Source organism: Streptomyces sp. NPDC020731, assembly GCF_044334705.1.
Taxonomy (GTDB): Bacteria; Actinomycetota; Actinomycetes; order Streptomycetales; family Streptomycetaceae; genus Streptomyces.
Genome location: NZ_JBIRTN010000004.1, coordinates 335,769 through 354,022, shown reverse-complemented (window position 1 = coordinate 354,022; position 18,254 = coordinate 335,769). Strand labels below are relative to the sequence as shown.

The 18,254-nt window shown below is 70.4% G+C and carries 16 protein-coding genes; 14 read left to right on the top strand and 2 right to left on the bottom strand.

The window, feature by feature from the left end; translation table 11 throughout:
- Positions 1–3: 3 nt before the first annotated feature.
- From murF to ACH4VX_RS08615, 12 genes are all read left to right on the top strand, one after another.
- A complete protein-coding gene (murF, locus tag ACH4VX_RS08670) occupies positions 4–1,419 on the top strand; it encodes a UDP-N-acetylmuramoyl-tripeptide--D-alanyl-D-alanine ligase (RefSeq protein ID WP_398366624.1) in 1,416 nt (471 codons plus the stop codon).
- Complete coding sequence (gene mraY / locus ACH4VX_RS08665) at positions 1,419–2,489, top strand: phospho-N-acetylmuramoyl-pentapeptide-transferase (RefSeq protein ID WP_398366670.1); 1,071 nt, start codon at positions 1,419–1,421, stop codon at positions 2,487–2,489. Before murF ends, mraY begins: the two co-directional genes overlap by 1 nt.
- Positions 2,471–3,898 carry a UDP-N-acetylmuramoyl-L-alanine--D-glutamate ligase gene (murD, locus tag ACH4VX_RS08660; protein WP_398366623.1) on the top strand — a complete coding sequence of 476 codons (1,428 nt, stop codon included), beginning with the start codon at positions 2,471–2,473 and terminating at the stop codon, positions 3,896–3,898. The genes mraY and murD overlap by 19 nt, the downstream gene beginning before the upstream one ends.
- Before the next feature lie 73 nt (positions 3,899–3,971).
- Positions 3,972–5,324 (top strand): putative lipid II flippase FtsW, encoded by a 1,353-nt coding sequence (gene ftsW, locus ACH4VX_RS08655; RefSeq protein ID WP_398366622.1) that lies wholly within the window; start codon positions 3,972–3,974, stop codon positions 5,322–5,324.
- A gap of 6 nt (positions 5,325–5,330) precedes the next feature.
- Positions 5,331–6,425, top strand: a complete 1,095-nt coding sequence (gene murG / locus ACH4VX_RS08650) for an undecaprenyldiphospho-muramoylpentapeptide beta-N-acetylglucosaminyltransferase (RefSeq protein WP_398366621.1) — start codon at positions 5,331–5,333, stop codon at positions 6,423–6,425.
- A gap of 25 nt (positions 6,426–6,450) precedes the next feature.
- Positions 6,451–7,248, top strand: coding sequence for a cell division protein FtsQ/DivIB (locus ACH4VX_RS08645; protein WP_398366620.1), 798 nt, complete (start codon positions 6,451–6,453; stop codon positions 7,246–7,248).
- A gap of 287 nt (positions 7,249–7,535) precedes the next feature.
- Entirely contained in the window at positions 7,536–8,726 is a 1,191-nt protein-coding gene (gene ftsZ, locus ACH4VX_RS08640) for a cell division protein FtsZ (RefSeq protein WP_398366619.1), read from the top strand.
- Entirely contained in the window at positions 8,723–9,451 is a 729-nt protein-coding gene (gene pgeF / locus ACH4VX_RS08635) for a peptidoglycan editing factor PgeF (RefSeq protein WP_398366618.1), read from the top strand. The genes ftsZ and pgeF overlap by 4 nt, the downstream gene beginning before the upstream one ends.
- A gap of 6 nt (positions 9,452–9,457) precedes the next feature.
- Positions 9,458–10,177, top strand: coding sequence for a YggS family pyridoxal phosphate-dependent enzyme (locus ACH4VX_RS08630; protein ID WP_398366617.1), 720 nt, complete (start codon positions 9,458–9,460; stop codon positions 10,175–10,177).
- A 129-nt stretch (positions 10,178–10,306) separates the two neighbouring features.
- Positions 10,307–10,948: a cell division protein SepF gene (gene sepF, locus ACH4VX_RS08625; protein ID WP_398366616.1), complete on the top strand. Its 642-nt coding sequence runs from the start codon at positions 10,307–10,309 to the stop codon at positions 10,946–10,948.
- Between the two features lie 49 nt (positions 10,949–10,997).
- Positions 10,998–11,288 carry a YggT family protein gene (locus ACH4VX_RS08620; RefSeq protein WP_217136548.1) on the top strand — a complete coding sequence of 97 codons (291 nt, stop codon included), beginning with the start codon at positions 10,998–11,000 and terminating at the stop codon, positions 11,286–11,288.
- A gap of 52 nt (positions 11,289–11,340) precedes the next feature.
- Positions 11,341–12,600: a DivIVA domain-containing protein gene (locus ACH4VX_RS08615; RefSeq protein ID WP_398366615.1), complete on the top strand. Its 1,260-nt coding sequence runs from the start codon at positions 11,341–11,343 to the stop codon at positions 12,598–12,600.
- Between the two features lie 256 nt (positions 12,601–12,856).
- Here ACH4VX_RS08615 and ileS read toward each other — a convergent pair whose 3' ends face one another.
- Together ileS and ACH4VX_RS08605 are read right to left on the bottom strand one after the other, a co-directional pair.
- Complete coding sequence (ileS, locus tag ACH4VX_RS08610; RefSeq protein ID WP_398366614.1) at positions 12,857–15,994, bottom strand: isoleucine--tRNA ligase; 3,138 nt, start codon at positions 15,992–15,994, stop codon at positions 12,857–12,859.
- A gap of 638 nt (positions 15,995–16,632) precedes the next feature.
- The gene (locus ACH4VX_RS08605; protein ID WP_398366676.1) at positions 16,633–16,878 is read right to left on the bottom strand and encodes a hypothetical protein; all 246 of its coding nucleotides are present in this window, start codon (positions 16,876–16,878) and stop codon (positions 16,633–16,635) included.
- Between ACH4VX_RS08605 and ACH4VX_RS08600 the strand changes: the two genes are divergently transcribed.
- Together ACH4VX_RS08600 and lspA are read left to right on the top strand one after the other, a co-directional pair.
- Positions 16,790–17,578 (top strand): TraR/DksA family transcriptional regulator, encoded by a 789-nt coding sequence (locus ACH4VX_RS08600; protein WP_398366669.1) that lies wholly within the window; start codon positions 16,790–16,792, stop codon positions 17,576–17,578. The two genes, ACH4VX_RS08605 and ACH4VX_RS08600, sit on opposite strands and share 89 nt — an antisense overlap.
- 66 nt (positions 17,579–17,644) lie before the next feature.
- On the top strand, positions 17,645–18,241 hold the full coding sequence (gene lspA, locus ACH4VX_RS08595) for a signal peptidase II (protein WP_398366613.1): 597 nt from the start codon (positions 17,645–17,647) through the stop codon (positions 18,239–18,241).
- The last annotated feature ends 13 nt before the right edge of the window (positions 18,242–18,254 follow it).

Here is an 18,254-nt window from a genome sequence, read left to right as displayed (position 1 = left end):
CTTGTGATCGCCCTCTCCCTCGCCGAGATCGCAGAAGTCGTCGGCGGGCAGACGCACGACATACCGGACCCGTCCGTCCAGGTCACCGGACCGGTCGTCCGGGACTCGCGGGAGGCGGGTCCGGGCAGCCTGTTCGTCGCCTTCGCCGGCGAGCGCGTGGACGGCCACGACTTCGCGGCCCGGGTCGTCGAGGCGGGCGCGGCCGCCGTGCTCGCCTCCCGGCCCGTCGGGGTCCCCGCGATCGTCGTGGCGGACGTCCAGGCGGCCCTCGGCGCCCTCGCCCGGCACGTCGTCGGCCGGCTCGGCACCACCCTCGTCGCGCTCACCGGCTCGGCCGGCAAGACCAGCACCAAGGACCTCATCGCCCAGGTCCTGCAGCGCGAGGCACCGACCGTCTTCACCCCCGGCTCGCTCAACAACGAGATCGGACTGCCGCTCACCGCGCTCACCGCCACCGAGGAGACGAAGTTCCTCGTGCTGGAGATGGGAGCGCGCGGAATCGGCCACATCCGGTACCTCGCCGGTCTGACGCCCCCGAGGGTCGGACTGGTCCTGAACGTCGGCTCCGCCCACATCGGCGAGTTCGGCGGCCGGGAGCAGATCGCCCAGGCCAAGGGCGAGTTGGTGGAGGCCCTGCCCCCTGCGGAGGAGGGCGGTGTCGCGGTCCTCAACGCGGACGACCCCCTCGTACGGGCCATGGCGTCCCGTACGAAGGCGAAGGTGATCCTTTTCGGAGAGTCCGACGAAGCGGACGTCTCCGCCGAGAACGTGCGACTCACGGACAGCGGACAGCCTTCCTTCAGGCTTCACACACCCTCCGGTGCATCCGATGTGACCATGCGCCTGTACGGTGAGCATCACGTGTCGAACGCGCTCGCCGCGGCCGCCGTCGCCCACGAGTTGGGCATGTCCGCAGACGAGATCGCCACCGCGCTCTCCGAGGCGGGCTCCCTCTCCCGCTGGCGGATGGAGGTCACCGAGCGCCCGGACGGCGTGACGGTCGTCAACGACGCCTACAACGCGAACCCCGAGTCCATGAAGGCAGCGCTGCGCGCGCTGGCGGCCATGGGCAAGGGACGTCGTACGTGGGCGGTGCTCGGCAAGATGGCCGAGCTCGGGGACGAGGCGCTCGCCGAGCACGACGCGGTCGGACGGCTCGCCGTCCGGCTCAACGTCAGCAAGCTCGTCGCGGTCGGGGGCAGGGAAGCCGCCTGGCTGCAACTGGGCGCATATAACGAGGGTTCGTGGGGTGAGGAGTCGGTGCACGTGTCCGACGCACAGGCGGCGGTCGACCTGTTGCGCAGCCAATTGCGCCCGGGAGACGTCGTTCTCGTGAAGGCGTCCCGTTCGGTCGGGCTCGAGAGCGTGGCGCAGGCGCTGCTCGAGACCGGTGCCGAGGGTGAGGTCGCAGCCCGATGATGAATCAGGTCCTGTTCGCAGGAGTCATTGGCCTCTTCCTGACGCTGATCGGCACCCCGCTGCTGATCAAACTGCTCGCCCGCAAGGGGTACGGGCAGTACATCCGTGACGACGGTCCGCGCGAGCACGCCAGCAAGCGCGGTACGCCGACGATGGGCGGTATCGCCTTCATCTTCGCGACGGTCGCCGCGTACTTCCTCAGCAAGGTGATCAGCGGCGAGTCGCCGAGGTACTCGGGCGTGCTGGTGCTGGGCCTGATGGTCGGCATGGGTCTGGTCGGCTTCCTGGACGACTACATCAAGATCGTCAAGCGGCGCTCGCTGGGGCTGCGGGCCAAGGCGAAGATGGCCGGGCAGCTGATCGTCGGCATCGCCTTCGCGGTGCTGTCCCTGCAGTTCGCGGACTCCCGCGGACAGACCCCGGCCTCCACGAAGCTGTCGTTCATCACGGACTTCGGCTGGACCATCGGCCCGGTGCTGTTCGTCGTCTGGGCGCTGTTCATGATCCTCGCCATGTCGAACGGCGTGAACCTGACCGACGGTCTGGACGGTCTCGCCACCGGCGCCTCCGTGCTCGTCTTCGGCGCCTACACCTTCATCGGCGTCTGGCAGTTCCAGGAGTCCTGCGCCAACGGCGAGACGCTGACCAACCCGGGCGCCTGCTACGAGGTGCGCGACCCGCTGGACCTCGCGGTCGTCGCCTCCGCGCTGATGGGTTCCTGCCTGGGCTTCCTGTGGTGGAACACCTCGCCGGCCAAGATCTTCATGGGCGACACCGGTTCGCTGGCGCTCGGCGGTGTGCTCGCGGGTCTCGCGATCTGCTCCCGCACCGAGCTGCTGCTGGCCATCCTGGGCGGTCTGTTCGTCCTCATCACCATGTCGGTGGTCATCCAGGTGGGTTCGTTCAAGCTCACCGGGAAGCGGGTCTTCCGGATGGCGCCACTCCAGCATCACTTCGAACTCAAGGGCTGGTCCGAAGTCCTTGTGGTGGTCCGCTTCTGGATCATCCAGGGCATCTGTGTGATCGTCGGACTGGGCCTCTTCTACGCGGGATGGGCAGCGGACAAGTGACCGACTGGCAGGGGAAGAACGTCACCGTCGCCGGACTCGGCGTCTCCGGCGTCCCGGCGGCCAAGGCGCTGCACGGGCTCGGCGCGAAGGTCACCGTCGTCAACGACGGCGACGACGCACGCGCGCGTGAGCAGGCCGCCGAACTGGAGGCGCTGGGCGTCACCGTCCGGCTCGGCGACGGCGCGACCCTGCCCGAAGGCACCGACCTGATCGTCACGGCCCCCGGCTGGAAGCCGGACAAGCCGCTGTTCACGGCGGCGGACGCGGCCGGGGTGCCGGTGTGGGGCGACGTCGAACTCGCCTGGCGGCTCAGGAAGCCCGGCGCGGCCCCCTGGCTCGCGGTCACCGGCACCAACGGCAAGACCACCACCGTCCAGATGCTCGCCTCCATCCTGGAGGCGGCCGGACTGCGCACCGCCGCCGTCGGCAACATCGGCGTCTCCCTCCTGGACGCCGTGCTCGGCGAGGAGCGGTACGACGTGCTCGCCGTGGAGCTGTCCAGCTACCAGCTCCACTGGGCGCCCTCCCTGCGCGCCCACTCGGCGGCCGTGCTCAACCTCGCCCCCGACCACCTCGACTGGCACGGCTCCATGGAGGCGTACGCCAGGGACAAGGGCCGCGTCTACGAAGGCAACCGCGTCGCCTGCGTCTACAACGTGGATGCCACCGGCAAACCGTCCACCGAGGACCTGGTCCGCGAGGCCGACGTCGAGGAGGGCTGCCGCGCCGTCGGCTTCACCCTCGGCACCCCGGGCCCCTCCCAACTCGGAGTGGTGGAGGGCATCCTGGTCGACCGCGCCTTCGTCGAGAACCGGCACGAGAACGCCCAGGAGCTCGCCGAGGTCTCCGACGTCGACCCACCCGCTCCGCACAACATCGCCAACGCCCTTGCCGCCGCGGCCCTCGCGCGGGCCTACGGGGTGCCGGCGAGCGCCGTACGGGACGGCCTGCGGGCCTTCACCCCGGACGCCCACCGCATCGCGCACGTCGCCGACGTGGACGGGGTCGCGTACGTCGACGACTCCAAGGCCACCAACACGCATGCGGCACAAGCCTCGTTGGCGGCCTACGAGTCGATCGTGTGGATCGCGGGCGGGCTCGCCAAGGGGGCCACCTTCGACGAGCTGGCCGCCGGCTCGGCGAAGCGGCTGCGCGGTGCCGTGCTGATCGGCCGGGACCGCGCCCTGATCCGCGAAGCCCTCGCGCGACACGCCCCGGAAGTACCCGTCGTCGACCTCGACCGGACCGACACTGGGGCGATGCTCCGGGCCGTCCAGGAGGCTCAGCGGCTCGCACGGCCCGGCGACACGGTGCTGCTGGCCCCGGCCTGCGCCTCGATGGACATGTTCGCCAACTACAACAAGCGCGGTGACGCGTTCGCACAGGCGGTGCGCGAGCTCGGCGCCTGACCCCGGCCGCCTGGCGCCGGGCGACCTTGGGAGGGACGCGTGGGACCGTCGACGGCGTACAGCGGAGGCCCGGATGACCGGTAGCCGTACCGGCCGCCCGCCCGTGCAGCGGGCCGCACGCGGACCCGTCGTGCCCGGACCCCCGCGCGAGAACCCCCTGCGCACCCTGGTCGTCCGGATGCGCCGGGCCTGGGACCGGCCGCTGACCGCGTACTACCTGATCCTCGGCGGCAGCGCGCTGATCACCGTGCTGGGCCTGGTGATGGTCTACTCGGCCTCACAGATCACGGCGCTGCAGATGTCGCTGCCGGGCTCGTACTTCTTCCGCAAGCAGCTGCTGGCCGCCGTGATCGGCGGCGTGCTGCTGCTGGCGGCCTCCAGGATCCCGGTGAGGCTGCACCGCGCCCTGGCCTACCCGATCCTCGCGGGCTCCGTCGTCCTGATGGTCCTGGTGCAGGTGCCGGGGATAGGAGTCGCGGTCAACGGCAACCAGAACTGGATCGCCCTCGGCGGCTCCTTCCAGATCCAGCCCAGCGAGTTCGGCAAGCTCGCGCTGGTGCTGTGGGGCGCCGACCTGCTCGCCCGCAAGCAGGACAGGCGACTGCTGTCCCAGTGGAAGCACATGCTGGTGCCGCTCGTCCCGGCCGCCTTCATGCTGCTCGGGCTGATCATGCTCGGCGGCGACATGGGTACGGCGATCATCCTGACGGCGATCCTCTTCGGCCTGCTGTGGCTGGCGGGGGCGCCGACACGGCTGTTCGTCGGCGTGCTGTCGATCGCCGCGCTGCTCGGCGCGATCCTCATCCGCACCAGCCCCAACCGCATGGCCCGGCTCACCTGCCTCGGCGCCACCGAGCCCCAGACGGGACCGGTCGACTGCTGGCAGGCCGTGCACGGGATCTACGCCCTCGCCTCCGGCGGAATCTTCGGTTCCGGAATCGGTGCGAGCGTGGAGAAATGGGGTCAACTCCCCGAAGCGCACACGGACTTCATCTTCGCCGTCACCGGTGAGGAACTGGGCCTGGTGGGGACGCTGTCGGTACTCGCCCTGTTCGCGGCTCTAGGCTATGCGGGTATCCGCGTGGCCGGACGCACGGAGGACCCCTTCGTCAGGTATGCCGCGGGAGGCGTGACCACCTGGATCACGGCCCAGGCCGTGATCAACATCGGTGCGGTGCTCGGTCTGCTGCCGATCGCCGGAGTCCCGCTCCCGCTGTTCTCCTACGGAGGGTCCGCCCTGCTGCCGACCATGTTCGCCATCGGGCTGCTGATCGCCTTCGCGCGTGAGGACCCCGCTGCACGGATGGCGCTTGCCATGCGGCAACCCCGCTTTGGTAAAAAGCGGGACGGGGGTGCACAGCGGCCCCGGAGACGGAACACGATGCGACGGCGCGCCCCGGTGGCGCGTTCGTCCGGAGAGCGGTGAATTTCGGTGCATGTCGTACTCGCCGGCGGAGGAACCGCGGGCCACATCGAGCCCGCGCTCGCCCTCGCGGACGCCCTGCGCAGGCAGGATCCGGCCGTGGGCATCACGGCCCTGGGCACGGAGCGCGGCCTGGAGACCCGTCTCGTACCCGAGCGCGGGTACGAGCTGGCGCTGATCCCCGCCGTACCGCTGCCGCGCAAGCCCACCCCCGAGCTGATCACCGTCCCGGGCCGGCTGCGCGGCACCATCAAGGCGGCCGAGCAGATCCTGGAACGCACCAAGGCGGACGCCGTGGTCGGCTTCGGCGGCTACGTCGCCCTGCCCGGCTACCTCGCGGCCAAGCGGCTCGGCGTGCCGATCGTGATCCACGAGGCCAACGCCCGCCCCGGACTGGCCAACAAGATCGGCTCCCGGTACGCGGCCCAGGTCGCCGTCTCCACGCCCGACAGCAAGCTGCGCAACTCCCGCTACATCGGCATCCCGCTGCGCCGCTCCATCTCCACCCTCGACCGGGCCGCCGTACGCCCCGAGGCCCGCGCCGCGTTCGGCCTCGACCCCAACCTGCCCACGCTGCTGGTCTCCGGCGGCTCGCAGGGCGCCCGCCGGCTCAACGAGGTCGTCCAGCAGGTCGCTCCGTGGCTCCAGCAGGCCGGGATCCAGATCCTGCACGCGGTCGGCCCGAAGAACGAACTGCCGCAGGTGCACCAGATGCCGGGGATGCCTCCCTACATCCCGGTAAGTTACCTGGACCGGATGGATCTCGCGTACGCCGCGGCCGACATGATGCTCTGCCGCGCGGGCGCGATGACCGTCGCCGAACTCTCCGCCGTCGGACTCCCGGCCGCCTATGTCCCGCTGCCCATCGGCAACGGCGAACAGCGGCTCAACGCCCAGCCGGTGGTCAAGGCCGGCGGCGGACTGCTGGTCGACGACGCGGAGCTGACCCCCGAGTGGGTGCAGCAGAGCGTGCTGCCCGTGCTCGCCGACCCGCACCGGCTGTACGAGATGTCCCGCGCCGCCGCCGAGTTCGGCCGCCGGGACGCCGACGACCTGCTCGTCGGCATGGTGTACGAGGCGATCGCAGCCCGTGCGCATCGTTAGACGCGTTTGACGGAAGGCAGGCAGCATGGCCGGATCGACCACCGCCGAGCGTGGTGAACGCAAGCGGGAGTCGTCCGGCCCGCCGCCGCCCGTCCGGCGGTTCGGGCGACGACAGGTTCGTCGGATCATCGCATCGGCCGTCGTCCTGCTGTTCCTCGGCAGCGGGGCGTTCTGGCTGCTGTACGGGTCGGACCTGGTGCGGGTGGAGCGCGTATCGGTGTCGGGAACCCGTGTCCTGACGCCCGAGCGGGTGCGTGAGGCCGCCGACGTCCCCCTCGGGGAGCAGCTCATCGCCGTCGACACCGACGCGATCGAGGCGCGGCTTTCCTCCGCGTTGCCCCGGATCGACACAGTCGATGTGGTCCGTTCCTGGCCGCACGGAATCACCCTGAAAGTGACGGAACGCACTGCTGTTCTTCTCGTCCACAAAGGCGGGAAGTTCATCGAAGTGGACGAGGAGGGTGTCCGGTTCGCCACGGTCTCCAAGGCTCCCGAAGGCGTGCCCGCGCTGAAGTTGGCCGTCTCCGGGACCGGTTCCGCGGCGGCGAGCCTGCGCCGCTTCGGCGAGGACCGGCTGACCCGGGAGGCGGTGCGGGTGGCCGGCGCGATTCCGGCCTCCGTGGCGCCCGTCACCCGCAGTGTCAAGGTTCGTTCCTACGACGACATCTCGCTGGAACTGGCGGACGGCCGTACGGTCGACTGGGGAAGCAGTGAGAAGGGCGCCGAGAAGGGCCGTACTCTCACCGCACTGATGAAAGCGGAGTCCGGCGCGCGGCACTTCGACGTCAGCGTTCCCACGGCCCCGGCGTCAGCGGGGAGTTGACGCACATCAGCGCAGGCCAGCACCCTGGTTGGGCAGCGCTACGGCTGATCACATAGGGTGAAAAGAAAAACGGGAGGTTCGGCGTGTTCGTTGAACGGGCGCCGCTTGTCGACTTAGTGTCCTGTTCAGAAGACTCCAGGGAACGGACACACTGGTAACCCTAAACTTCAACGTTAGGGTTCGGGTCGGCGCTACGGACCGTCCCATTCGGCATCAGTCGTCGGATCGCGGGGCATCATTGCCTCAGCGGTCGGGCGACACGTAACTCGAGGCGAGAGGCCTTCGACGTGGCAGCACCGCAGAACTACCTCGCAGTCATCAAAGTCATCGGTGTCGGCGGCGGTGGTGTCAATGCCATCAACCGGATGATCGAGGTCGGTCTCAAGGGCGTCGAGTTCATCGCCATCAACACCGACGCGCAAGCCCTGTTGATGAGCGACGCCGACGTCAAGCTCGACGTCGGCCGTGAACTCACCCGCGGACTCGGCGCCGGAGCCAACCCGGCCGTCGGCCGCAAGGCCGCGGAGGACCACCGCGAGGAGATCGAGGAGGTCCTCAAGGGGGCCGACATGGTCTTCGTGACGGCCGGCGAGGGCGGCGGCACCGGCACCGGCGGCGCGCCCGTCGTGGCCAACATCGCCCGCACGCTCGGTGCCCTCACCATCGGCGTGGTCACGCGCCCGTTCACCTTCGAGGGGCGGCGTCGCGCGAACCAGGCCGAGGACGGCATCGCCGAGCTCCGCGAAGAGGTCGACACCCTCATCGTGATCCCGAACGACCGGCTGCTGTCCATCTCGGACCGTCAGGTGTCGGTTCTCGACGCCTTCAAGTCGGCGGACCAGGTACTGCTCTCCGGTGTGCAGGGCATCACCGACCTCATCACCACGCCCGGCCTGATCAACCTGGACTTCGCCGACGTGAAGTCGGTCATGTCCGAGGCCGGTTCGGCCCTCATGGGCATCGGCTCGGCCCGCGGCGACGACCGCGCGGTGGCCGCCGCCGAGATGGCCATCTCCTCGCCGCTGCTCGAAGCCTCCATCGACGGCGCCCGCGGCGTGCTGCTCTCCATCTCCGGCGGCTCCGACCTCGGTCTGTTCGAGATCAACGAGGCCGCCCAGCTGGTCAGCGAGGCCGCCCACCCGGAGGCCAACATCATCTTCGGCGCGGTGATCGACGACGCCCTCGGCGACGAGGTCCGGGTCACCGTGATCGCGGCCGGCTTCGACGGCGGCCAGCCGCCGGCCAAGCGGGACAACGTCCTCGGCTCGTCCTCGGCCAAGCGCGAGGAGCCCGCCCCGGCGCGGCAGCCGGAGAGCCGTCCGTCCTTCGGCTCGCTCGGCAGCGTCACGCCGAAGGAGGACCTGGAGCCGGTGGCACCGGAGCCGGTGGACATCCCGGCCGTCCAGCCCCCGGTCCCGCCGTCGCGGACCTACGACAGCGCGGCCGAGGAACTGGACGTACCGGACTTCCTGAAGTGATAGGACAGCGCGAGAGCGTGGGCGGCGCGCACTTCGGCTTCACCGACCGGTGGGGAGGGGTGAGCGCCGCTCCGTACGAGGAGCTCAACCTCGGCGGAGCCGTCGGCGACGACCCCGGCGCCGTACGCACCAACCGCGAACTGGCCGCCAAGTCCCTCGGCGTGGACCCGGCCCGGGTGGTCTGGATGAACCAGGTGCACGGGGCCGACGCGGTCGTGGTCGACGAACCCTGGGGCGGGAGTCCGGTCCCCGAGGTCGACGCGATCGTCACCGCGCGGCGCGGACTCGCCCTCGCGGTGCTCACCGCCGACTGCGTGCCGGTACTGCTCGCCGACCCCGTCGCCGGGGTCGTCGCCGCGGCCCACGCGGGCCGGCCCGGCATGGTCGCCGGGATCGTCCCCGCAGCCGTACGGGCCATGACCGGCCTCGGCGCCGAACCCTCCCGGATCGTCGCCCGCACCGGACCCGCCGTCTGCGGCCGGTGCTACGAGGTGCCGGAGGCGATGCGCTCCGAGGTGGCCGCCGTCGAACCGGCGGCGCACGCCGGGACCAGCTGGGGCACACCGGCGGTCGACGTGGGCGCGGGCGTGCACGCGCAGCTCGAACGACTCGGGGTGCGCGACCGGGAGCAGTCACCGGTGTGCACGCTGGAGTCGGCGGATCACTTCTCGTACCGTCGCGACCGCGCCACCGGGCGGCTCGCGGCCTACGTGTGGCTGGACTGATGGGGCATGACGGACCGTAAGGACGAACTCGCCGCGAATCTGGCGAGAGTGGAGGAGCGGATCGCCGCCGCGTGCGCCGCCGCCGGACGCGGGCGGGACGAGGTGACCCTGATCGTGGTCACCAAGACCTACCCCGCGAGCGATGTGCGGATCCTGTCCGGACTCGGGGTGCGCCATGTCGCCGAGAACCGGGACCAGGACGCCGCCCCCAAGGCGGCCGAATGCGCGGATCTGCCCCTTACCTGGCACTTCGTCGGTCAACTTCAGACCAACAAGGTGCGCTCTGTGGTGGGTTATGCCGATTTCGTGCAGTCGGTCGACCGTTCCCGGCTGGTGACGGCCCTCTCCAAGGAGGCCGTGCGGGCCGGGCGCGAGGTCGGGTGCCTTCTCCAGGTGGCGCTCGACGCAGGCGAGGGCGGCCGGGGGGAGCGCGGAGGCGTGGCGCCCGGCGGCGTCGCGGAGTTGGCCGAGCTGGTCGCGCGGTCCGAAGGGCTGCGGCTCGGCGGACTGATGACCGTCGCCCCGCTCACCGGCGAGTACGCGGGACGCGAACAGGCGGCCTTCGAGCGGTTGATGGATTTGTCGACCGACCTGCGCCGGACCCATCCGGCTGCGAACATGGTCTCGGCAGGGATGAGTGCGGACCTCGAACAGGCCGTGGCCGCCGGGGCGACACATGTGCGCGTCGGCAGTGCGGTACTCGGAGTCCGCCCCGGGCTCGGGTAACGTCGCCAGGAAGTCGGACCACAGCAGAAAATATGGTCAGTTCCGCCGAACAGCGGACATAAAGGCCTAGTGGATCGCGGGCACTTGGCGGTCGTCAGCGGATCCACCACAGAGCGGAGGACTCGGAGCATGGCCGGCGCGATGCGCAAGATGGCGGTCTACCTCGGCCTCGTGGAGGACGATGGGTACGACGGCCGCGGATTCGACCCAGACGACGACTTTGAACCCGAACTCGACCCGGAGCCCGAGCGGGACCACCGGCGGCACGAGCCGCCGCACCAGCCCCACGTCTCACATCAGCCCCAAAGGGACGAAGAGGTGCGAGTCGCACATCCTCCCGCGCCGCGCGAACCGGTCGCCCGATCCGCTTCGCTCCCCGCGGAATCGCCACGCCCTGCGCGGATCGCGCCCGTGGCATCCATCACACAAGAACGCGCAAGCCTGGAGAAGAACGCACCGGTGATCATGCCCAAGGTCGTGTCGGAACGAGAGCCTTACCGGATCACCACGCTTCACCCCCGGACCTACAACGAGGCCCGTACCATCGGGGAACACTTCCGTGAGGGCACGCCGGTGATCATGAATCTGACTGAGATGGATGACACAGATGCGAAGCGACTTGTCGACTTTGCTGCCGGTTTGGTGTTTGGTCTTCACGGCAGCATCGAGCGGGTGACGCAGAAGGTGTTCCTGCTGTCTCCTGCTAACGTCGATGTCACGGCGGAGGACAAGGCCCGCATCGCAGAGGGCGGGTTCTTCAACCAGAGCTGAGACGCAGGACCGGATCAAGAGCGGTACAGGGGAGAGGGAAAAGCAGGCCATGAGCGTGTTCGCGCAGGTGATCTACATCGCGCTGATGGTGTTCCTCATCGTGTTGATCTTCCGTTTGGTCATGGACTACGTGTTCCAGTTCGCCCGCTCGTGGCAACCCGGCAAGGCGATGGTGGTCGTCCTGGAGGCCACCTACACTGTCACCGATCCACCGCTGAAGCTTCTGCGGCGGGTCATCCCGCCGCTGCGTCTCGGGGGCGTGGCGCTAGACCTGTCCTTCTTCGTACTGATGATCATCGTCTACATCCTGATCTCGATCGTGGGCAATCTCGCGAGGTGACTGTGGACGATACGGTCTTGCCGACTGCCGATGACTACGTTGAGGTGAAGAGATGCCGTTGACCCCCGAGGACGTGCGGAACAAGCAGTTCACGACCGTCCGCCTCCGAGAAGGCTATGACGAGGACGAGGTCGATGCCTTCCTCGACGAGGTCGAAGCCGAACTGACGCGCCTGCTCCGCGAGAACGAGGACCTGCGCGCCAAGCTGGCCGCGGCCACGCGCGCCGCTGCCCAGAACCAGCAGAACATGCGCAAGCCTCCTGAGCCACAGGACCAGCAGCAGCAGCAACAGCAGGGGCCGCCCCAGGGCATGCCCCAGCAGGGGATGCCGCCCCAGGGCATGCCCCAGCAGGGCATGCGAGGTCCCGGCGCTCCGGTGCCCGCCGGCATATCGGGCCCGCCGCAGCAGCAGATGGGTGGCCCCATGGGTGGCCCGCCCCAGCTGCCGAGCGGTGCTCCTCAGCTGCCCGCCGGCCCCGGCGGTCAGGGCGGCCCGCAGGGTCCCGGCCCCATGGGTCAGGGTCCCGGGCCGATGGGCCAGGGCGGCCCGATGCAGGGGCAGATGGGTCAGGGCGGCCCGATGCAGGGACAGATGGGCCAGGGCGGTCCGATGGGGCAGATGGGCCAGGGTGGCCCGATGGGCGGTCCCATGGGCGGTCCGGGTATGCCCGGCCAGGGTGGCCCCGGTATGCCCGGCCAGGGCGGTCCCGGTGGCGACAGCGCCGCGCGCGTCCTGTCGCTGGCCCAGCAGACCGCGGACCAGGCGATCGCGGAGGCCCGTTCCGAGGCCAACAAGATCGTGGGCGAGGCGCGTTCGCGTGCCGAGGGTCTCGAGCGGGACGCCCGTGCCAAGGCGGACGCCCTGGAGCGGGACGCGCAGGAGAAGCACCGCGTCGCGATGGGCTCCCTGGAGTCCGCCCGCGCCACGCTGGAGCGCAAGGTCGAGGACCTGCGCGGCTTCGAGCGCGAGTACCGCACGCGGCTGAAGTCCTACCTGGAGTCGCAGCTGCGCCAGCTGGAGACCCAGGCGGACGACTCGCTCGCCCCGCCGCGCCAGCCCGCGAGCACCGCGCCGTCGCTGCCGCCGTCCCCGGCGCCCTCGATGGCTCCGGCCGGTGCCGGTGCGCCGTCCTACGGCGGCAACCAGACGATGGGTGGCGGTCAGGGCGGCCCGTCCTACGGCGGCGGCCAGCAGCAGATGCAGCCGGCGATGACCCAGCCGATGGCGCCGGTGCGTCCGCAGGGCCCGTCGCCGATGGGTCAGGCTCCCTCGCCGATGCGCGGCTTCCTGATCGACGAGGACGACAACTGACGGACCTTCGGCCATGAGTACGGCGTAGCAGTCGGCAGCGTTCAGGGCGGGGCCCGGGTTCATGAACCCGGGCCCCGCCCTTTCGCTACGCGTGTTCACGGGGTATGCGCTGTTTGTTCGGGCTTGCCTGTGGTGTCCGACGCACACAACGCCGAAGGCTCGGGGCCACCAGGATTCCTGGTGGCCCCGAGCCTTCGGCGTGCTTCGCCTCCGCCGGAACCGGCTGTCCGGCGTCCGCAGGGCGTACCCCGCGCCTTTACGCCTTGCGCAGGCGGAACGCCAGGGACAGACCCTCGTCCGTGAACGCGTCCCCGTACGAGTCGTCCGCCTCGCCCTGTGCGAAGTCCGTCGCCAGCACCTCCTCGGCGATCAGTTCCGCGTGCTCCGCCAGCGCGGCGATCGTCGACGGCTCCGTGGCCGTCCAGCGCAGGGCGATGCGGTCGGCCACATCGAGGCCGCTGTTCTTGCGGGCCTCCTGGATCAGCCGGATCGCGTCACGGGCGAGGCCCGCGCGGCGCAGCTCCTCGGTGATCTCCAGGTCGAGGGCGACCGTGGCACCGGCGTCGGACGCCACCGACCAGCCCTCGCGCGGGGTCTCCGTGATGATCACCTCGTCCGGGGCCAGGGTGATCGTCTCACCGTCGACCTCCACCGAGGCCGTGCCCTCGCGCAGCGCCAGGGACAGCGCCGCGGCGTCCGCGTTCGCGACCGCCTTGGCCACGTCCTGGACCCGCTTGCCGAACCGCTTGCCCAGCGCGCGGAAGTTGGCCTTCGCCGTGGTGTCCACCAGCGAGCCGCCCACCTCGGACAGCGACGCCAGCGACTCGACGTTCAGCTCCTCCGTGATCTGCGCGTGCAGCTCGGGGTCGAGGGTGCCGAAGCCGCCCGCCGCGATCAGTGCGCGCTTCAGCGGCTGGCGGGTCTTCACGCCCGACTCCGCGCGCGTGGCCCGGCCCAGCTCCACGAGCCGGCGCACCAGCACCATCTGCTTCGACAGCTCCGGGTCGATCGCGGAGAGGTCCGCCTGGGGCCACGAGGACAGGTGCACCGACTCAGGGGCGCCCGGGGTGACCGGAACGATCAGGTCCTGCCAGACCCGCTCGGTGATGAACGGGGTCAGCGGGGCCATCAGCCCGGTGACCGTCTCCACGACCTCGTGCAGCGTGCGCAGCGCGGCCTTGTCGCCCTGCCAGAAGCGGCGCCGGGAGCGGCGGACGTACCAGTTGGACAGGTCGTCGACGAACGCGGACAGCAGCTTGCCGGCCCGCTGGGTGTCGTACCCCTCCAGCGCCCGGGTCACCTGGTCGGTGAGCGCGTGCAGTTCGGACAGCAGCCAGCGGTCCAGCAGCGGGCGGCCGGCCGGGGCCGGATCGGCCGCCGACGGCGCCCAGTTCGACGTACGGGCGTACAGGGCCTGGAAGGCGGCCGTGTTCCAGTACGTCAGCAGCGTCTTGCGGACGACCTCCTGGATGGTGCCGTGGCCCACCCGGCGGGCCGCCCACGGGGAACCGCCGGCCGCCATGAACCAGCGGACCGCGTCGGCGCCGTGCTGGTCCATCAGCGGGATCGGCTGCAGGATGTTGCCCAGGTGCTTGGACATCTTGCGGCCGTCCTCGGCGAGGATGTGACCGAGGCAGACGACGTTCTCGTAACTCGACTTGTCGAAGACCAGGGTGCCGATCGCCATCAGCGTGTAGAACCAGCCGCGGGTCTGGTCGATGGCCTCGCTGATGAACTGCGCCGGGTAGCGGGCCTCGAACAGCTCCTTGTTCTTGTACGGGTAGCCCCACTGCGCGAACGGCATGGAACCCGAGTCGTACCAGGCGTCGATGACCTCCGGCACGCGTGTGGCCGTCTTCGCGCAACTCGGGCACGCGAAGGTGACCTCGTCGATGTACGGGCGGTGCGGGTCGAGGCCGGACTGGTCGGTGCCGGTCAGTTCGGTGAGTTCCGCGCGGGAGCCGACGACCGTGAGGTGGTCGTCCTCGCAGCGCCAGATCGGCAGCGGGGTGCCCCAGTAGCGGTTGCGGGACAGCGCCCAGTCGATGTTGTTGTTCAGCCAGTCGCCGTAGCGGCCGTTCTTGACCGTGTCCGGGAACCAGTTGGTGTTCTCGTTCTCCTGGAGCAGACGGTCCTTGACGGCGGTGGTGCGGATGTACCAGGACGGCTGCGCGTAGTAGAGCAGCGCGGTGTGGCAGCGCCAGCAGTGCGGGTAGCTGTGCTCGTACGGGATGTGCTTGAAGAGCAGGCCGCGCGCGTCGAGGTCCGCGGTGAGCTTCTCGTCGGCCTTCTTGAAGAAGACGCCGCCGACCAGGGGGACGTCCTCCTCGAAGGTGCCGTCGGGGCGGACCGGGTTGACGACGGGGAGGCCGTAGGAGCGGCAGACCCTGAGGTCGTCCTCGCCGAAGGCGGGGGACTGGTGGACCAGACCCGTACCGTCCTCGGTGGTGACGTACTCGGCGTTCACCACGTAGTGGGCGGGCTCCGGGAAGTCGACCAGCTCGAAGGGGCGCCGGTACGTCCAGCGCTCCATCTCGGCGCCGGTGAAGGACTGGCCGGTGGCCTCCCAGCCTTCGCCGAGGGCCTTGGCGAGCAGTGGCTCGGCGACGACCAGCCGCTCCTCGCCGTTCGTGGCCACGACGTACGCGACCTCGGGGTGGGCGGCGACGGCGGTGTTGGACACCAGCGTCCAGGGCGTGGTCGTCCACACCAGGAGCGACGCCTCGCCGGCCAGCGGTCCTGAGGTGAGCGGGAAGCGGACGAAGACCGACGGGTCGACGACCGTCTCGTAGCCCTGCGCCAGCTCGTGGTCGGACAGGCCGGTGCCGCAGCGGGGGCACCAGGGGGCGACGCGGTGGTCCTGGACCAGCAGACCCTTGCCGAAGATCTCCTTCAGCGACCACCAGACGGACTCGACGTACTCCGGGTCCATGGTGCGGTAGGCGTCGTCGAGGTCGACCCAGTAGCCCATGCGGGTCGTCAGCTCGGTGAAGGCGTCGGTGTGCCGGGTCACCGACTCGCGGCACCTGGCGTTGAACTCGGCGATGCCGTACGCCTCGATGTCCTGCTTGCCGGAGAAGCCGAGCTCCTTCTCGACGGCCAGCTCCACCGGGAGGCCGTGGCAGTCCCAGCCGGCCTTGCGGGCCACGTGGTAGCCGCGCATGGTGCGGAAGCGGGGGAAGACGTCCTTGAAGACGCGGGCCTCGATGTGGTGGGCGCCGGGCATGCCGTTGGCGGTGGGCGGGCCCTCGTAGAACACCCATTCGGGGCGGCCCTCGGACCGCTCCAGGCTCTTGGCGAAGATCTTCTGCTCGCGCCAGAAGTCGAGCACCGCGTGCTCGAGGGCGGGCAGGTCGACCTGGGCGGGTACCTGGCGGTACGTCGGCTTTGTCATCAGCGGGCTTCCTCCGGCGGACTTGCTGCCTTCCGTCCGGAGGGACGAGAGCTGTGTCGATCCCTGCGCCGCCGTCGGCGCGCTCCCGCGGTACCACCCTCCTTGGCCCTCCGGCGCGACGCACGCTCCGGTGAGCCCCCTCATTGGGGTCGCGATGCCGGTTCTACCGCCCCGTGCGGGGTTTCTTCCGGCGGCTCCGGGGTGATTTTCATGTCGCGCTCGCCCCCGGGCTCACACCGTCCCCGGGTCGCTCTGGGCTGCGTACGACGCTACTCGTCCCCATCCACGCTTCTCGCTCCGCCCAGTGTACGGCGCGGCGGGGAGGGCGGCCGACCGGATGTCCGCTCGCCGGACGACCTGGCCTCCCCCGAATGGCGAAGTGCGCCTGTCCGGATCCCGGGACGTGCGCATCGACGGCATACCCGGCGGGGAGCTGGGCACAACGCATGCAGGTTCGCCGCGCGGCGTCCGCGGGGCGAGGGAATCGGGCGGTGTGCCCCGTTGCCGCGGGACTCGAGTCGATTTATCGTCCCAGCACGATTCGCGCGCAAGATCACAATATGTGAAGGGGCCGCGGCCATGGTGGCGAAGAAGACCGCCGTACAGCAGCCGGCACCGTCCGGCGGACCCGGATCCGCTCATGGCGGCGGAGCCGGGAGGGCGGGTGGGACGGCCGGAGCTGCGGCGACAGCGAGGGAAACGCCGGCGACGAAGAAGGCGAAGAAGGCGACGGGCACGAAGGCGGAGACGGGCAGGGCGGCGAAGCCGCCCACCGGGAGGAAGGCGGAGAAGGCGGTGGCGCGGACGGCACACGACGGTGGGACGGTGGCGCCGCCCGCCGGAACAGCCGCGAAGAGGGCCGTGGCCAGGAAGGCGCCCGCCAAAAAGGTGGCTGCCGGGGCGGCGGTGCCTGGCAGGGGCGCGGCGGGGAAGAAGGTGCCGGGGAAGGGCGCCGTCCGGGAGACGGCTTCCGCGGGCTCCCGGGAGGCCGGCCTCCCGGAAAACGGTGCCGCCGGGGTCGGTGGACCCGTACAGGATGTGGCCGGGCACAGCACGGCCGATGACGCGGGCGCGGTGGATGCCGCGGCGCAGACGGGAGTGACCACGGTGGGTGCGAAGAAGACTCCTGGCACGGCCACGGCGGCGAAGAGCCCCGTACCCAAGGCCCGGATCGGCGCGGCGGAGCCGGGTGAGCTCGCGGTACGTCCGGGCGAGGAGCCCTGGACCCCGGGAGAGGCCGAGGACGCGCGGGCCGAGCTGACGTCCGAGGTGCTGCGGCTGCGCGAGGAGATTACCTCCTCCGAGCAGACGCTGGCCGGCCTGATGCGGGACTCCGGCGACGGCGCGGGCGACGACGACGCCGACACCGGGACCAAGAACATCACGCGTGAACACGAACTAGCGCTCGCCGCGAACGCGCGTGAGATGCTCACCCAGGTCGAGCACGCCCTCCAGCGCCTCGACGCCGGCACCTACGGCCTCTGCGAGAACTGCGGCGACCCCATCGGGAAGGCCCGTATGCAGGCCTTTCCCCGGGCCACCCTGTGCGTCGAGTGCAAGCAGAAGCAGGAGCGACGGTACTGATCGGCGGGCGTGCGGGGCGTGCCGTACCCTCGTCCTTCAGTCAGGTACCTAGGTCGAGGGACTCACGTGGCAGAGGCGGAGCGCATCATCGGTACGCCGGACACCCCGGACGCGGACCGGGAGGAGCAGGAGCGGGCCGGCACCGGAGGAACGGCGGCGGAGGCCGAGCGGTCCCGCGGCAAGCGGCGGATCGCCGTGCTGTTCGCCGTCGCCGTGTTCGCGTACGCCCTCGATCTGATCAGCAAGATGATCGTGGTCGCCAAGCTGGAGCACCACGAGCCCGTCGAGGTCGTCGGGGACTGGCTGAGGTTCGAGGCGATCCGCAACGCGGGCGCGGCCTTCGGCTTCGGCGAGGCCTTCACCGTGATCTTCACGGTGATCGCCGCGTCCGTGATCGTGGTGATCATCCGTCTCGCCCGCAAGCTCTACAGCCTGCCGTGGGCGATCGCGCTGGGCCTGCTGCTCGGCGGCGCCCTCGGCAACCTCACCGACCGGATCTTCCGTTCGCCGGGCGTCTTCGAGGGCGCGGTGGTCGACTTCATCGCGCCCAAGCACTTCGCCGTGTTCAACCTGGCGGACTCGGCGATCGTGTGCGGCGGCGTCCTGATCGTGCTGCTGTCGTTCCGCGGCCTCGACCCGGACGGCACCGTCCACAAGGACTGAACGCGCGTACGGG

What these genes read in the sequence shown, in the direction of transcription:
- ACH4VX_RS08620 (WP_217136548.1), top strand. Translation starts at nt 10,998, where the DNA reads ATGAGCGTGTTCGCGCAGGTGATCTACATCGCGCTGATGGTGTTCCTC.
- ftsW (WP_398366622.1), top strand. Translation starts at nt 3,972, where the DNA reads ATGACCGGTAGCCGTACCGGCCGCCCGCCCGTGCAGCGGGCCGCACGC.
- mraY (WP_398366670.1), top strand. Translation starts at nt 1,419, where the DNA reads ATGAATCAGGTCCTGTTCGCAGGAGTCATTGGCCTCTTCCTGACGCTG.
- murD (WP_398366623.1), top strand. Translation starts at nt 2,471, where the DNA reads ATGGGCAGCGGACAAGTGACCGACTGGCAGGGGAAGAACGTCACCGTC.
- ACH4VX_RS08645 (WP_398366620.1), top strand. Translation starts at nt 6,451, where the DNA reads ATGGCCGGATCGACCACCGCCGAGCGTGGTGAACGCAAGCGGGAGTCG.
- ACH4VX_RS08630 (WP_398366617.1), top strand. Translation starts at nt 9,458, where the DNA reads ATGACGGACCGTAAGGACGAACTCGCCGCGAATCTGGCGAGAGTGGAG.
- ileS (WP_398366614.1), bottom strand. Translation starts at nt 15,994, where the DNA reads ATGACAAAGCCGACGTACCGCCAGGTACCCGCCCAGGTCGACCTGCCC.
- sepF (WP_398366616.1), top strand. Translation starts at nt 10,307, where the DNA reads ATGGCCGGCGCGATGCGCAAGATGGCGGTCTACCTCGGCCTCGTGGAG.
- ACH4VX_RS08615 (WP_398366615.1), top strand. Translation starts at nt 11,341, where the DNA reads ATGCCGTTGACCCCCGAGGACGTGCGGAACAAGCAGTTCACGACCGTC.